The sequence below is a fragment of the Actinomadura gamaensis genome (genome assembly GCF_042652125.1).
GTDB classification, from domain to species: Bacteria; Actinomycetota; Actinomycetes; order Streptosporangiales; family Streptosporangiaceae; genus Spirillospora; species Spirillospora gamaensis.
Window position 1 is genome coordinate 141,216 of the sequence record NZ_JBHSIT010000010.1, and the last position, 14,782, is coordinate 155,997.

A 14,782-nucleotide genomic window follows, 5' to 3' on the forward strand; every position below is an offset into this window, starting at 1 on the left:
CGAGTGCGATCGAGCGGCGACCGTGCGTGATCAGTGCAGTTGAGCCACGGGCTCGCCGCGGACGGAACCGCCGCGCGGCCGGGTGTGGATTGGCAGCCTCCCCCGGCCGCGCGGCCCATCCTCACTGGGAGGACGTACATGAGAATACGACGGACGGCGGGCGCTTGGCCGGTGCGCGCGGATGTTGCGGACCGGCATCTCGGGCGGCTGGCGTGGGCGCTGGCCGAGCGCGGGTGGATGACCTCCTCGCGGGCCTGGGAGCGGCCTCGGGTGCTGCGGGTGTTCCACCCGATCGTGTCCGGGGTCGGCGAATCGATTCAGGTACGGCGACGGCGGGGGCGTCTGTGCTTCGTCGACAGTTCCGGGAACACGCTGGGGCGTGTCGCGCGGATCGGGCAGGTCGTGGACGGGATCGACGTCCGGCTGGAGCCCTGCCGGCTCGCCGCGGGGATGCCCACGCGGGTCGTGTGGTGAACGCCTGCTCCGAGGAGAGCCGGACGTTCGCGTCCGAGCGGCGGCAGGTCGCGGCGGCGCGGCGGTGGGTCGCGGACGTGCTCGGGGCGACGCATCCGCTGCTGGACGACTGCGTCCTCCTGGTCTCCGAGACGTTCACCAATGCCGTCGTCCATGGGGGCGGCGAGAAAGTCGAGGTGCTTATTGAGGAGGACGGGCGCGGGGTGCGGGTCGGGGTTCTCGACGGGGGTGGCGGGGCGCTGCCGCACTACGTCGACGATCCGTGCGGGGTCGGGGGGCGCGGGCTGCCCATCCTGCGGGCGCTCGCATCCGAGTGGGGGTTCCGGGTGCTGGAGGACGGGCGGCTCCGCGTCTGGTTCTACTTGGCGTCCGAGTAGCGGCGGACGACGGCCGCCTCCATCGGGAACACGACCGGTGTCCGTCCGAACAGGAGGCGGCCCGCTTCTTCGGCGGACGCTTCGATGGCCGCGACGACCTCGTCCGCGAGAGGGGTCGGGGTGTGGACGATGACCTCGTCGTGCTGGAAGAAGACCAGGTGAGGGTCGCCGAGGGCGGTGAGGCGCTGGCGGAGGCGGGCCATCAGGGTGAGGGCCCAGTCGGCGGCGGTCGCCTGGACGACGAAGTTGCGCGTGAAGCGGCCCCGGCTCCGCACGGCCGAGGCCGAGCGGGTGTCCTCGCCGGTGGACGTCAGTTCGCGCCAGTCGGCGGACGGCGGCGGGCACGTGCGGCCCAGGCGAGAGCGGACGAGATGTCCCCTTTCACCTGCCTGTGCGGCGGCCTCGACGAACTCGAAGGCGTCCGGGAAGCGCTTCTTGAGGACGCCGAGGAGCTGCACCGCTTCGCCCGTGCCGCCGCCGTACATGGCCGAGAGCAGCGCCAGCTTGGCCTTGTCGCGGGCCGTGAGTTCCGCGGACGGCGTGAACACGTCGGCCAGAGCAGCATAAAGATCGCCCTGGGCGGCGGCGTCGGCGAAGGCGCGGTCGCCCGCCAGCGCGGCGAGGACGCGGGGTTCGAGCTGGGCGGCGTCGGCCACGACGAGCGACCAGCCCTCGTCGGCGATGACGGCCGAGCGCAGGACGCGCGGGATCTGCAGCGCGCCGCCGCCGTTGGTGGCCCAGCGGCCCGAGACGACGCCGCCGACGACGTACTCCGGACGGAACCGGCCGTCCTTCACCCAGGTGTCGAGCCAGGCCCAGCCGTGGGCGGTGTGCAGGCGCGACAGTTCCTTGTATTCGAGGAGCAGCGGCACGGCGGGGTGGTCGATCTCCTTCAGGACGTGCGCCCGGGTCGTCTTGACCTGGTAGCCCGCCGCGGACAGCGCCTTGACGATCTGGGCGGGCGAGTCCGGGTTGACGTGCCGTCCGAACGCGGCGCCGATCTTGTCGGCGAGGTCCTGGAGCCTGCGCGGGCGCAGGCCGCCGGACGGGCGCGGGCCCAGCATCTCCGTCAGCAGCTCGTCGTGCGCGGACGCCGACCAGGGCAGGCCCGCGTGCGTCATCTCCGCCGCGATCAGCGACCCGGCCGACTCGGCGGCGGCGAGCAGGGCGAACCCCGGGACGCGGGCGATGCGCTTCTGCTGCTCCGCGTGGACGGCCACGATCTGGGCGATCTCCTCGGTCTCCTCCTCGTCCACGTCGTCGAACAGGGACGCCTGCGGGCCCGACTCGGCGGCGGGCGGACGGTCCGGAGGCACGGGCTCGCCCCGCAGCCGCGCCCAGGCCGCGGCGACCGAGCGCGGCTCTCCGTACCGTCCGTCGTAGCCCGACAGCAGGCTCTCGACCAGCTCCAGGTCGTGGCAGCGCTCGACCCGCGCGCCCGCGCGCAGCAGCACCGGGTACAGCCGCGCCGACGACGACCACACCCAGCGCGGACGGTCGGCACGCTCGCGCTCCGCCACGGCCGCCACCAGCGACGGCACGGACGTCACCGGCCCCGCGGGCGTGCCGTCATCGGCGAGGGGCTGGAGCGCTCCCCCGCCTCGCGCCCCGGCGGCGACGGCGATCCTCACCAGCACATTGTGCCGTCCGCGTCCGACAGAACCGCATCGTGCCCGGTCAGCGGAGGGGGAGGACGAACTCGTCCTCGACCGGCGGGTCGGTCTCGTGCTCGCCGCAGCCGGTCACCGCGTAGCAGCGGACGCGGACCTCGGTCTCCGTGACGTCCAGGCGGAGGAAGCTCTTGAAGAACGGCGGGTTGTCCCAGTCGGCCATCTCCGAGCGGAACCGCTGCGGGATGCGCTTCACCGGCAGCCGCTGGAGGCGTCCGCGCCGCTGCTTGCCGCGCGGCACCCCGAGGAGGGCCGCGACGAAGCGCGCGCGGAGCGAGACGGTTTCCCCGTCGTCGTACCGCCGCGCGGAACGGATGCCCGTGCGCCTCTCGACGGCCGCCGTCGCCTCGCGCGGCGTCAGGTTGAAGAGCCACGGCATCCGGAACCAGCGTCCGTAGAGCTGGCTGTAGCGGGACAGGGAGTCGCCGCGCAGCGGGTAGCAGCGGTAGTCCGACTCGTCCACGATCGTGGTCTTCGGGATGATGTGGGTCGCGTGCATGAAGGCGCCGCCGCCGCCCGAGACGACGTACTGGAGCGTCCGGTCGCCGACCTTCACCGGGTACCGCTCGTAGTTGTGGATGTCGCCGCCGATCGCGGCGACGTAGTGGTTCGCCGGGTCGCGGACGATGTCGTCCACGGTGCCGCCGCCCTCGATCGGGTCGGGATGGTGCATGTCCTCGACCACCAGCGGCTTCCCGGTCACCAGCAGCTTGGGTTTCGGTCCGGCCGAGACGCCGCGCAGCCAGCGTCCCTGCTCCTCGTCGATGCCGCCGCGGATGCCGGTGTCGATGCCGACGATCCGCAGCGCCGGCGTGTCGATCGCCCAGTACGGCGCGGGCTGGACGGCCCGCTGCCCCGGCGCGCCCCGGTACCGCGACCGCACCTCGGCCAGCTCCGCCGGGTCCACGGCGCCCGATCTGCGCCAGAGCCGCCGCGCCAGCCACGCGAGCCGCCCGTTCCAGGACGGCGTGCAGTCCATGTCCAGCTCGCAGAACACGTTGAGGAAGCCGCGCAGGCCGTCGTACCAGTCGTGGTTCCCGGGAACGGCGTAGATCGGCCCCGGATAGCCGGCGTAGGGCCGGAAGAACTTGTCCTCGTAGTCGCCCGTGTCACCGGTCGGGTAGATGACGTCGGACGCGATGACCAGGAAGTCGGTGTCCGAGCCGACCGACAGCAGCGGCGGGACGACGGCGTACTGCGACCGGTCGCCCTCCCCCGTGTCACCCATGATGATGAACGAGAACTCGCGTTCCGGACGGTGCATCGTGAACGCGGCGGGCGCGCCGCGCTCGGTCAGCGCCGCCACCGCCCGGCGCCGCAGCCGCCCCGACGGATCGCCCCACAGCCGCGCCACCACGTCGTTCCGCGACCGCCACAGCACGCTAGGACGGCGCCACGAGAACGCCCGCACGTGCTCGGGCATCAGCCGCAGGAAGGTGCCGGGCCGCCCGCAGGTCCAGCCGGCCCCGGCCTCGGACGTCCGGGAGTTCTCGACCTTGCGGGACCGGTCCTCGGCATGCATGAAGAGACCTCCGGGGGGCTGGGGGGTGTCCCCAACCTTTCCCGGAGGTCTCCGCCACCGTCAAGCCGGTCGGCGACAGTCCGGTGCGCGCCCCCGCGACCGGACCGTCCGCAACGTCCGCCGGGCACTCCAGCGAACGCGGCGGTGCGTCAGCGGCGGTGCGTCAGCGGCGGTGCGTCAGCGGCGGTGCGTCAGCGGCGGTGCGTCAGTGCGCGCCTTCGCCGGTGAGGGCGCGCACCTCCAGTTCGGCGAACTTCTCGTCCGTCCGCTCCCTGGACAGGACCGTTCCGAGGTACGCGCAGAGGAAGCCGATCGGGATCGAGAAGAGACCGGGGTTCTGCATGTGGAACGGCGCGACGACGTGCTCGCTGAACAGCGCGTCCGGGTTGCCCTTCGGCATGGTCTCGGTCTTGCCGCCCCAGCAGATCGGGCTGAGCAGCACCAGGCCGACCGCCGACACGAGGCCGCCGTAGATGCCCGCGACCGCGCCCGCCGTGTTGAACCGCTTCCAGAACAGCGAGAACAGCAGCGTCGGAAGGTTCGCGGACGCGGCGATCGCGAACGCCAGCGCCACCAGGAACGCCACGTTCAGCCCGCGCGCGAAGATCGACAGGACGATCGCGACCGCGCCGATGACCAGCGCCGAGACGCGCGCGACCCTGACCTCGTCCTTCTCGCCCGTCCGGCCGCGCTTGAAGACGTTGGCGTACAGGTCGTGCGCGAACGACGAGGACGAGGCGAGCGTCAGCCCGGCGACCACGGCGAGGATGGTCGCGAACGCGACGGCCGCGATGATCGCGAGGAAGATCGCGCCGCCGTTCGTGCCCGGCCCGCCGCCGAGGTTCTCGGCGAGCTGCGGCGCGGCGGTGTTGCCGCCCTTGTCCTGCTCCAGGATCGCCTTGCTGCCGACCAGCGCCGCCGCGCCGAACCCGATGACGAGCGTCATCAGGTAGAACACGCCGATGATGCCGATCGCCCAGTTGACCGACGTCCGGGCGGCGCGCGCGTTCGGCACGGTGTAGAAGCGGATCAGGACGTGCGGCAGGCCCGCCGTCCCGAGCACGAGGGCGAGACCCAGCGACAGCAGGTCGAGCTTGGACCACACGTCGGTCGCGCCGTACTTCAGGCCCGGCTGGAGGAACTTGTCCCCCTTGCCGGACTTCTCGGCCGCCGCGCCGAGCAGGTGGGACAGGTTGAAGTCGAACTTCGACAGCACCCAGACCGTCATCACGACCGCGCCGGCCATCAGCAGCACGGCCTTGACGATCTGCACCCAGGTGGTGCCCTTCATCCCGCCGACCGTGACGTAGAAGATCATCAGCGCCCCGACCACCACGATCGTCCAGATCTTGGCGGCCTCGCCGTGCGTGCCGAGCAGCAGGTTGACCAGCGCGCCCGCGCCGACCATCTGGGCCAGCAGGTAGAAGATCGACACCACGATGGTGGAGATCCCGGCCGCGGCCCGGACCGGGCGCTGCCGCATCCGGAACGCCAGCACGTCCGCCATGGTGAACCGGCCGGAGTTGCGCAGCATCTCGGCGACCAGCAGCAGCGCGACCAGCCACGCGACCAGGAACCCGATCGAGTACAGGAACCCGTCGTAGCCGGACAGCGCGAAGATCCCCGCGATGCCGAGGAAGGACGCGGCGGACATGTAGTCGCCGCCGATGGCCAGGCCGTTCTGCAGGCCGGAGAACTGGCGTCCGCCCGCGTAGAAGTCGGCGGCCGTGCGGGTCTGCCGGGAGGCCCACACCGTGATGTAGAGCGTGATCGCCACGAAGAGGGCGAACAGCACCAGCGAGAAGGTGCGGTGCTCGTTCTTCGGGGCGGCGGCGACCGCCGCGAGGACGTGCTGAGCGTTCACTTGCCCTCCTCCTCGCCCGCCGCCGCGCCGTTCTCGGGAGACGTCTCGGTGGACGCGTCCGCGGTCGCGCCCGCGGTCGTGCCCGCCGGGGTCTCGACGGGCCTGGCCGCCGGGGTCTCGACCGTCGTGGCCGCCGGAGTCCCGGCGGTGGCGGAGGCCGGGGGCTCGCCGGCCTGGGCCGGCACGACGGGGACGTGCGCGCCGGCGCGGACGTCGGCCGCCAGCGGTTCGAGCCTGCGGCGCGAGTAGCGCTCGTAGGCGTAGGCGATGAGGAAGGTGGACACGAACTGGAGTAGTCCGAAGACGAGGGCGACGTTGATGTCGCCCCACACCTTCTTCGCCATGAAGTCGCGCGCGTAGGCCGACAGCACGACGTAGAGCAGGTACCAGACCAGGAACGCCGCGGTCAGCGGGAACACGAAGCGGCGGAAGGCGGACTTGAGCCGCTGGAACTCCGGGCTCGCGTCGATCCTCAGGTACGCCGCCTCGTCCAGCCCGCGGCCCGGGGGCTCGGGTCGTCCGGTGGACTCTGTGGTCACTGGTCACCTCCGGGAGTAGATCCCTCACTGAATGTCACCGCGATCGGAGGCGACGATGCCCTAAGGAGGTGGCCGGTGCGGGCCAGTTGAGCGAGAACTTGGCCGACCAGATGAACCGGATACCGTCCCGATGCGGGAGCGATGCCTTGCTGTGACCTAGGTCACAGGGGATCGATCGCCCCGGACCGGACGGATCGGACGGCCGGCGGTCAGACGACCGTGAAGGAGCGCGGGTCGTCGGCGGGGACGATCTCGCGGCCGAGCGGCGTCAGCGAGATCGGGACGAGCTTGAAGTTCGCGATGCCGAACGGGATCCCGATGATCGTGATGCAGAGCGCGATGCCCGTCACGATGTGCCCGATGGCGAGCCAGATCCCGGCGAAGACCAGCCAGATCGCATTGCCGACGCACGAGCCGGTGCCCGCGTCGGAGCGCTTCACGACCTTCTGGCCGAACGGCCACAGGGCGAACATCGCGATCCGGAACGAGGCGATCCCGAACGGGATCGTGATGATGAGGATGCAGCAGATGATCCCGGCGACGGCGTAACCGAGCGCCATCCAGAAACCGGCGAACACGAGCCAGACGATGTTCAGGAGGGTGCGCACGGAACCAACCCTAAGCCTTCCGTGTGTTCGACCGCTGACGTCGAACCGGACGGGTCGGTCAGGTCACGCTTCTGATGGGGATCGGCCGGGTGCCCTCCGTCGCGGCGGGCGCCGGTGCCACCCCCATGGACACCGGCGCCACCACGGCGAGGGCGCCTGCGGCCATCATGAGTCCCCCCAGAACGGCGACGAGTCGCCTTCTCATGATGCCTCCACAGACGGCCCTGGTCCCAGTTGAACCGGGACGCACTAAGAACACTAGTGGCACGTCCGTAATGTTCCTGTAAACCCGCCCAAATTTCGGAGGCAAATCTCGAAACTCCAGGTCAGTGCCCTGATACCCGGCGTGCGACCCGCCCCAACCCTGGCCGGACGAGATTCCTCCGGGGCGAGATCCCTACCGGACGAGATCCCTACGGAGCGAGGACGCGGAGGGCGCCGGGCAGGACGCGCGCGGTGACGGGAAGCTCGCCGGGCAGTTCGCCGTCCGCGCCGTAGGGCAGGACGCGGTCCGGGTCGTCCAGCTCGATGCGGACCTCGCGTCCGCGCAGCACCTCGACCTGGTCGCGGCGGACGTGCGAGCCGTCCGCGAGCTCGCGCATCACCGCGAAGAACAGCGGCTTCGGGCCGTGCTTGACCACGACCACGTCGAGCAGGCCGTCGTCGACCGAGGCGTCCGGGGCGACGTGGCGGCCGAAGCCGTAGTAGCCGGAGTTGGCCGCGACGACCGTGTAGCCGCGGAAGCGGTGCTCCGCGCCGTCCACGGTGACGCGGTAGCGGGCGGGCTTCCACGCAGCGACGGCGCGCAGCGCGCCCACGTAGTAGGACGCCGAGCCGCGCAGCCAGCGCGAGCGGTTCGCGTTGAGGTTCGCGACCGCGTCCACGCCCGCGTAGACGCTGCCGAGCACGGGCACGCCGTTCGCCTCGATCGCGTCCACCGCGCGCGGCTCCCCGCGCAGCAGCAGCTCGGCCAGCGCGGACGGCTCGGACGGGATCCCGAGCTGCCGGGCGAAGTCGTTGCCGCGCCCCGCCGGGACGATCCCGAGCACCGCGTCCGTGCCGGCGAGCGCGCCGCCGACGGTGCCGACCATGCCGTCCCCGCCGACGCCGAGGACCACGTGCCCGGCGTCGGCCGCGCCGCGCGCGAGGGCGGTGGCGTGCTCCAGGCCGCGGCTGTACTCCACGACCAGCTCGGCCCCCGCCTCGCGCAGCGCGCGGGCGAGCGGGATCAGCGTCGCCGCGGAGGCCGAGCCGCCCGCCGTCGGGTTGACGACGGCGGTGAACACACGGGGGGTCATGGCGGGCTACTCCTCGGCGGCCGGGGGGAGCTGATTCTGTCGCGCCGGGGCGTTCCCCCGCACCCCCCGGCGGGACTCGTGGTCCGGTTCGGGGCGGAGCAGGATGCCGGGGTTCAGGATCCCGGCCGGGTCCAGCGCGGACTTCACCGCCCGCAGCGCGGCGACGCCGAGCGGGCCGGTCTCGCGGGCGTACCAGTCGCGGTGGTCGGTGCCGACGCCGTGGTGGTGGCTGATCGTCCCGCCCGCCGCGAGGATCGCGTCGTTCGCCGCGTGCTTGGCCTTCTCCCAGTGCGCGACGGCGTCCTCGCCCTGCGCCGAGACGACGGTGAAGTACAGCGACGCGCCGGACGGGTAGACGTGCGAGATGTGGCACATGACCAGCGGCGGCGTCCCGTTCGCGGCGAGCGTGCCGGTGATCGCGCCCTTCACGCCCGCGTACAGCGCGGGCAGGTCGGACCAGAACCCGGCCGTCTCCAGCGTCTCGGCGAACGCGCCGACGTCGAGCAGCGCGTCGCGCAGGTAGGGGGCGTTGAAGCGGCCGTGCTCCCACTTCTCGCCGGGCTCCGCGCCGAGCGGCTCGCCGCCGAGGCCGGAGAGCACGTCGCGGATCTTCGCGCGGCGCGCCTCGATCTCGTCCGGGATGCCTTCGAGGCCGAGGACGACGAGGCAGCCCGCCGCGTCCGAGAGGCCGGCGCCGACGCCGGACGGGTCGGCCAGGCCGATCATCGTCTCCGTCTCGTCGGAGAGGCGGAGGACGGTCGGCAGAGGGCCGTCCTGCGCGAGGGCGCGCAGCGCCGTGGAGCCGGACGCGAAGTCCGGGAAGCGCCAGCCCTCGTACGCGCGCGCGTCCGGGACGGGCCGGATCCGCACCCGGACGGACGTGATGACGCCGAACGCGCCCTCCGAGCCGAGGACGAGCTGCCGCAGGTCGGGTCCGGCGGCGGACTTCGGCGCGCGGCCGAGGTCGAGCGTCCCGGCGGGCGTCGCGACGGTGAGGCCGACGACCATCTCGTCGAACCGTCCGTAGCCGGCGGACGCCTGGCCGCTGGACCGGGCCGCCGCGAACCCGCCGATCGTCGCCCACTCGAACGACTGCGGGAAGTGGCCGAGCGTGTACCCGCGCTCGCGCAGCAGCTCCTCGGCCCGCGGCGCGCGCAGGCCCGGCTGGAACACGGCCGTCCGGGACACCTCGTCCAGTTCGACGAGCGCGTCCAGGCGTCGCAGGTCGAGCGAGATGAAAGCGCTGAAACCGGTCGAGCCGTCGTCCGGCCGCGCGATGCCGGTGGGCGCGAGACCGCCGACGACGGACGTGCCGCCGCCGAACGGGACGACGGCGACGCGGTGTTCGGCGCAGGCCCGCAGGACGGCCAGCACCTCGTCGTGCGAGGCGGGCAGGACGACGGCGTCGGGCGCGTCGTCCGCCTGGCCCGCGCGGATGCGCAGCAGGTCGGGCGTGGACTTGCCGCGGGTGTGCCGGACGCGGGCCTCCGCGTCGGTGCGCACGTGCTCCTCCCCCACCGCGTCGCCGAGCGCGGCGAGAGCGGTGTCGGAGAGCCTCGGCCCGGGGGGGATGATCTCGTCCAGGGCGAGCGGCGCGGCCTCGGCCGGCTTCACGCCCAGCAGCTCCCGCAGCAGCCCGACGACGGGCTCGGGCAGGGGCGTGGCCCGGGACGGATCGCCCCAGCCGCTCCACAGCATGTCCCCGGTTCCCACCGCTCCTCCAAGTGGCTCGGCACGTCCGTACGTGCTTACACTGTGACACATGACGTCGAATCGTCACAACAAGAGGGACGAGCAGGCGGTGCTGGACGCGGCGCGCGACTGCGTCCTCGCGGTCGGCGTGCGCCGCACCACCCTCACCGACATCGCCCGCCGCGCCGGGGTCTCCCGGATGACCCTGTACCGCCGCTGGCCGGACGTGCGGACCATCGTCGCGGACCTGATGACGCGCGAGTGGACCGCCGTCGCCACCGCCGTCCGCCCCCACACCGGCGACGGCGGGAGCGCCGGGCCGGTGCGGGAGATGCTGGTGGACGGGCTGGTCAGCGGGGTCGCGGAGCTGCGGGCGCATCCGCTGATGCGCAAGATCCTCGACGTTGATCCCGAGCTGCTGCTGCCGTACCTGCTGGACCGGCTCGGCGCCAGCCAGAGCGCGTTCCTGGAGATCTTCGAGGAGGCGCTGGCCGCCGGGCACGCGGACGGCTCGATCCGCCGGGACGACCCCGCCCGGCAGGCCCGGGCGCTGCTGCTGGTCGTCCAGTCGTTCGCGCTGTCCGGGCGGACGGTCGCCGTTCCGGACGATCCGGCGCTCACCTACGAGGCTTTCGACGCCGAGCTTCGCACCATCCTGGAGAGGACCCTCGCGCCATGACGCCCGTCAGGTCATCCTTGAACGCCGCGCGGCGCGCCCGCGAGCTGGACGCGCTGGCCGTCGGCGAGGTCGTGGACGTGCTGGTCGTCGGCCTCGGCGCGACCGGCGCGGGCGTGGCGCTGGACGCCGCGTCGCGCGGGCTCTCGGTGGCCGCGATCGACGCGCGCGACCTGGCCTTCGGGACGTCCCGCTGGAGTTCCAAGCTCGTCCACGGCGGGCTGCGCTACCTGGCGTCCGGGCAGGTGGACGTCGCGCACGAGAGCGCCGTCGAGCGCGGCGTGCTCATGGCGCGCACCGCGCCGCACCTGGTGCGCGCGCTGCCGTTCGTGATGCCGCTCACCCCGCTCGTGTCGCGTTCCCAGGCCGCGCTCGTGCGCACCGGATTGCAGGCCGGGGACGCGCTCCGCGTCGCCGCCCGCACGCCGCGCGCGCTCCTGCCCGGGCCGCGCCGCCTGTCGTCGGTGGAGACGCTGCGCCTCGCTCCGGCGCTTCGCCCGTACGGGCTGCGCGGCGGGCTCCTCTCCTGGGACGGCCAGCTCGCCGACGACGCGCGCCTGGTCACCGCGATCGCGCGGACCGCCGCCGCGCACGGCGCGCGGATCCTCACCCGCGTCCGGGCGCTGCGCCTGGACGGCTCGGGCGCGCAGGCGCGCGACGAGTCGACCGGCCGCGAGATCACCCTGCGCGCCCGCACCGTGATCAACGCGGCCGGGGTCTGGGCGGGCGGGCTGGTGGACGGCGTCCGGCTGCGCCCCTCGCGCGGGACGCACCTGGTCGTCCGCGCGGAGGCCCTCGGCGGGCTCGGCGCCGGGCTGCACATCCCGATTCCGGGCGAGACCAACCGGTTCGTCCTGGTCATCCCGCAGGGCGACGGACGGGTCTACGTCGGCCTCACCGACGAGCCCGCCGACGGCCCGATCCCGGACGTGCCGGAGCCGGCGCCCGCCGAGATCGGCTTCCTGCTCGACATCCTGGACTCCGCGCTCGACGTGCCCGTCCGGCGCGCGGACGTGCTCGGCGCGTTCGCCGGGCTGCGCCCTCTGCTGGACGACGCGCACGGCTCCACCGCCGACATCTCGCGCCGCCACGCCGTCCTCACCTCGCCGGACGGGATCGTCACCATCGTGGGCGGCAAGCTGACCACCTACCGCCGCATGGCCGAGGACGCCGTGGACGCCGTCCTGGCGGGCGGGCGCCTGACCGCCGGGCCGTCCAGGACGTCCCGCGTCCCGCTGGTGGGGGCGGCTCGTCCCGATGACCTCGCACGGCTCGACGCGCCTCGACGGCTCGTCCAGCGGTACGGCACCGAGGCGCCGCTTCTGGCCGCGCTCGGCCGGGACGACCCCTCGCTCCTGGAACCGGTCGCGCCGGGCTCGCCCGTGCTGCGGGCCGAACTCGCCTGGGCCGTCCGCCACGAGGGCGCGCTCGACGCGTCCGATCTCCTGGACCGCCGGACCCGCGTCGGCCTCGTCGCGGCCGACCGCGCCGCCGCCCTGCCCGCGGCCGAGGCCCTCCTCGCCGCGGCGGGGACGACCGTCCCCTAGCAGGTGAAGCCGGGGAATCGAGCAAGATCGAACCGGGTATGAGGTGAGTCACCCGCAGTGGCATCGTGGCAGGATGTGAGGTTAACCTAACCTAATTCACATCCGGGATGACGGGAGGCCTCGCGTGGCGCGCCACAGCAGTTGCGGGCACTGTCCGGGGAGCCACACTCCCGGGCGGTCGTGCCTGGCGAGCGCCACGGTGAAGCCACGGGCCTGGCTGCTCGTCGAGCACCCCGGGCCCTGGCCCGAGCGGGTCGAGGAGATCACCGGACCGCAGGGCCTCGTGGACGCGATCGGCGCCGCGCCGGCCGCGGGCGTCCGGCCCCAGCTCATCCGCCGGCCCGGGCGGGGCCGCCGGGCCACTCCGCCCGTCCGCGTCTATATCGGCTGGTCCTACGGGTCGGACGTCTGGATCGAGACGCGCGAGCTGGACGACCACGGGCAGCTCGCCGAGATCGACTTCGCCGCCCTCGCCGCCGGACGGCGTCCCGGCTGGGGCGAGTCCGTCGAGGAACCCGTCCTGCTCGTGTGCACGCACGGGCGGCGCAACGCCTGCTGCGCCCGGACCGGAGCCCCCCTGGCACGGCGACTCGCATCACGTTTCGGCGCCCTCGTATGGGAGACCACCCATGTCGGAGGTGATCGATATGCGGCGAACCTCGTGTGCCTTCCGCATGCGGTCTATTACGGGAACCTCGGCCCGGACGAGGCTGAGACCGCCGTCTCCGCTTATCTGAACGGCGAGGTCGTGCTCGACAACCTGCGCGGACGGGCCGGAACGCCCGAGCCCGCCCAGGCCGCCGAGCACGCCGTCCGGACGCGGACCGGCGTACTGGACGTGGCGGGCGTGACCGTCGAGACCCTCTCGGGGGCCTCTCCCCACACCGCGGTGGTGTCCGCCGGAGGGAAGCGTTACCGAGTGGTCGTGGAACGGGCCGAAGAGCCCGGCGGGTGCGGTCCGGAGTGCCGGGAGAGACTCCAGACCCACCTTGTTACCGACCTCACCCTTCTCAACGAGGCGGCCCTCGTGTAATCTCTCCGAGGCCCCATTATTCGAGGGTCTCCCGTCGTCTCGACCCCACGGACCCGGTGATCCGGGCGGGGAACAAGAGCGGCAACTCCAGACGTTGGACCATTCGGCGCTTCGGACGCTAGCGGCTGAGGCACGTCGAGCGTCCATGTCCTGAAATTGCTCAGTAAAAACAACCAAGGTGGGTGTTCCATGGCTCAGGTACGTCGGCAGGCAAACCTCCCTCGTCCCTCGTGGGGCTGGCAGGACGCCGCGGCGTGCCGGGGGGAAGACCTGGTGCTCTTCTTCGGCCCCGACGGCGAGCGCCAGCCCGAACGCGAGATCCGCGAGCGCAAGGCCAAGCAGATCTGCATGGGCTGCCCGGTCCGCAGCGAGTGCCTTGACTACGCCGTCTCCCGGCCCGAGAAGTACGGGACCTGGGGCGGCCTGAACGAGGACGAGCGCGCCTCCGAGCGCCGCCGTCGCATGCGCCGCGCCAACGCCGCCTAGGCATTGCCCCTTCCTTCCGGCAAGGTGCCGGAAGGTCGCCGACGGCAAGCCCCCGGCACGCCACCTAAACGCAACGGCCCCGCTCCGGCGGGGCCGTCGGCGTGTCCGCCCTTCGCCATTCCGGTACCGCATCCGAACGGTGGCGCGCGGACTATTCAGAAAACGCGCGGGACCATTTTCGGACTAGTACCGCCGGGCCATGTCCATGATCCTCTCGGATCCGTCCGCGGGTGGTTCCGGCCGGTGACCCGCACGGATGTTTCCGACTCCGAACTACCGCCGGTCCGCGGCTACCAGCGGTGCGTTCCGGCGAGTTCCAGCAACCGGACGACATCGTCGTCGCCGAGCTGTTCGAAATCCTCGTACCACTGGCCCACCGCCCGGAACACCCGGGGCGCCGCGACGGCCACCACCGCGTCGGCCTCGTCGCTCAGCTCCCGCACCGTCGCGGACGCCCCGACGGGCACCGCCAGCAGCAGCCGGTCCGGCCTGCGGGCCCGCACCGCGGCGAGCGCCGCCCGGGCCGTCCCGCCGGTGGCCAGGCCGTCGTCCACCACGACGACCGAGCGGCCCTCGGTGGTCGGCAGCGGGCGGTCGCCCCGGTAGGCGCGCACGCGGCGGCCCAGCTCGGCGCGCTCGGCGGCCACGGTCGCGGCGAGGTCGGCCCGGCCCAGCCGCAGCCGGGACAGCAGGCCCGCGTCGAGCACGGGATCCCCGCCCTCGGCGATCGCGCCCACGCCCAGCTCGGGCTGCGGCGGATAGCCGATCTTGCGCGTGACCAGGACGTCCAGGCTGCCGCCGAGCCGGCGGGCGACCTCGTACCCGACCGGGACGCCGCCCCTCGGCAGCGCGAGCACCACCGGCTTGTCCAGCTCCAACGGCACGAGCCGCTCGGCGAGGACCCGCCCGGCCTCACCACGGTCCGCGAACGGCAACTTCACGGGCGACATGACGTCCTCCCCCAGGAAGCTCACGGCGAGACTCAAGCTTAGATCC

At 73.0% G+C, this 14,782-nt stretch carries 14 protein-coding genes; 6 read left to right on the top strand and 8 right to left on the bottom strand.

From position 1 onward, the window contains the following. The first annotated feature begins 138 nt into the window (after positions 1-138). The gene (locus tag ACFPCY_RS30910; RefSeq protein WP_378260982.1) at positions 139-474 is read left to right on the top strand and encodes a hypothetical protein; all 336 of its coding nucleotides are present in this window, start codon (positions 139-141) and stop codon (positions 472-474) included. Continuing rightward, complete coding sequence (locus tag ACFPCY_RS30915; RefSeq protein ID WP_378260984.1) at positions 471-851, top strand: ATP-binding protein; 381 nt, start codon at positions 471-473, stop codon at positions 849-851. The genes ACFPCY_RS30910 and ACFPCY_RS30915 overlap by 4 nt, the downstream gene beginning before the upstream one ends. Here ACFPCY_RS30915 and ACFPCY_RS30920 read toward each other — a convergent pair. From ACFPCY_RS30920 to ACFPCY_RS30950, 7 genes are all read right to left on the bottom strand, one after another. Continuing rightward, the gene (locus ACFPCY_RS30920) at positions 833-2,482 is read right to left on the bottom strand and encodes a bifunctional 3'-5' exonuclease/DNA polymerase (protein ID WP_378260986.1); all 1,650 of its coding nucleotides are present in this window, start codon (positions 2,480-2,482) and stop codon (positions 833-835) included. The two genes, ACFPCY_RS30915 and ACFPCY_RS30920, sit on opposite strands and share 19 nt — an antisense overlap. A gap of 46 nt (positions 2,483-2,528) precedes the next feature. After that, complete coding sequence (locus ACFPCY_RS30925) at positions 2,529-4,043, bottom strand: metallophosphoesterase family protein (RefSeq protein ID WP_378260988.1); 1,515 nt, start codon at positions 4,041-4,043, stop codon at positions 2,529-2,531. Positions 4,044-4,248: 205 nt separating this feature from the next. Further along, positions 4,249-5,907, bottom strand: a complete 1,659-nt coding sequence (locus tag ACFPCY_RS30930; RefSeq protein ID WP_378260990.1) for a solute symporter family protein — start codon at positions 5,905-5,907, stop codon at positions 4,249-4,251. Next, positions 5,904-6,446: a DUF485 domain-containing protein gene (locus ACFPCY_RS30935; protein WP_378260992.1), complete on the bottom strand. Its 543-nt coding sequence runs from the start codon at positions 6,444-6,446 to the stop codon at positions 5,904-5,906. The genes ACFPCY_RS30930 and ACFPCY_RS30935 overlap by 4 nt, the downstream gene beginning before the upstream one ends. 209 nt (positions 6,447-6,655) lie before the next feature. Next, a complete protein-coding gene (locus ACFPCY_RS30940) occupies positions 6,656-7,054 on the bottom strand; it encodes a YccF domain-containing protein (protein ID WP_378260994.1) in 399 nt (132 codons plus the stop codon). A 413-nt stretch (positions 7,055-7,467) separates the two neighbouring features. Continuing rightward, positions 7,468-8,352, bottom strand: coding sequence for a diacylglycerol/lipid kinase family protein (locus ACFPCY_RS30945; RefSeq protein WP_378260996.1), 885 nt, complete (start codon positions 8,350-8,352; stop codon positions 7,468-7,470). A gap of 6 nt (positions 8,353-8,358) precedes the next feature. Continuing rightward, a complete protein-coding gene (locus ACFPCY_RS30950) occupies positions 8,359-10,050 on the bottom strand; it encodes an FAD-binding oxidoreductase (RefSeq protein ID WP_378261457.1) in 1,692 nt (563 codons plus the stop codon). A gap of 64 nt (positions 10,051-10,114) precedes the next feature. On the opposite strand from ACFPCY_RS30950, the gene ACFPCY_RS30955 reads away from it, so the two are divergent. From ACFPCY_RS30955 to ACFPCY_RS30970, 4 genes are all read left to right on the top strand, one after another. Then, a complete protein-coding gene (locus ACFPCY_RS30955) occupies positions 10,115-10,723 on the top strand; it encodes a TetR/AcrR family transcriptional regulator (RefSeq protein ID WP_378260998.1) in 609 nt (202 codons plus the stop codon). Continuing rightward, a complete protein-coding gene (locus tag ACFPCY_RS30960; protein ID WP_378261000.1) occupies positions 10,720-12,267 on the top strand; it encodes a glycerol-3-phosphate dehydrogenase/oxidase in 1,548 nt (515 codons plus the stop codon). Before ACFPCY_RS30955 ends, ACFPCY_RS30960 begins: the two co-directional genes overlap by 4 nt. Before the next feature lie 199 nt (positions 12,268-12,466). Further along, positions 12,467-13,300, top strand: coding sequence for a sucrase ferredoxin (locus ACFPCY_RS30965; protein WP_378261002.1), 834 nt, complete (start codon positions 12,467-12,469; stop codon positions 13,298-13,300). A 189-nt stretch (positions 13,301-13,489) separates the two neighbouring features. After that, positions 13,490-13,786: a WhiB family transcriptional regulator gene (locus tag ACFPCY_RS30970; protein ID WP_081640018.1), complete on the top strand. Its 297-nt coding sequence runs from the start codon at positions 13,490-13,492 to the stop codon at positions 13,784-13,786. 290 nt (positions 13,787-14,076) lie between these two features. On the opposite strand, the gene ACFPCY_RS30975 is transcribed toward ACFPCY_RS30970, so the two are convergent. Continuing rightward, entirely contained in the window at positions 14,077-14,760 is a 684-nt protein-coding gene (locus ACFPCY_RS30975; protein ID WP_378261004.1) for a phosphoribosyltransferase, read from the bottom strand. Positions 14,761-14,782 lie beyond the last annotated feature (22 nt).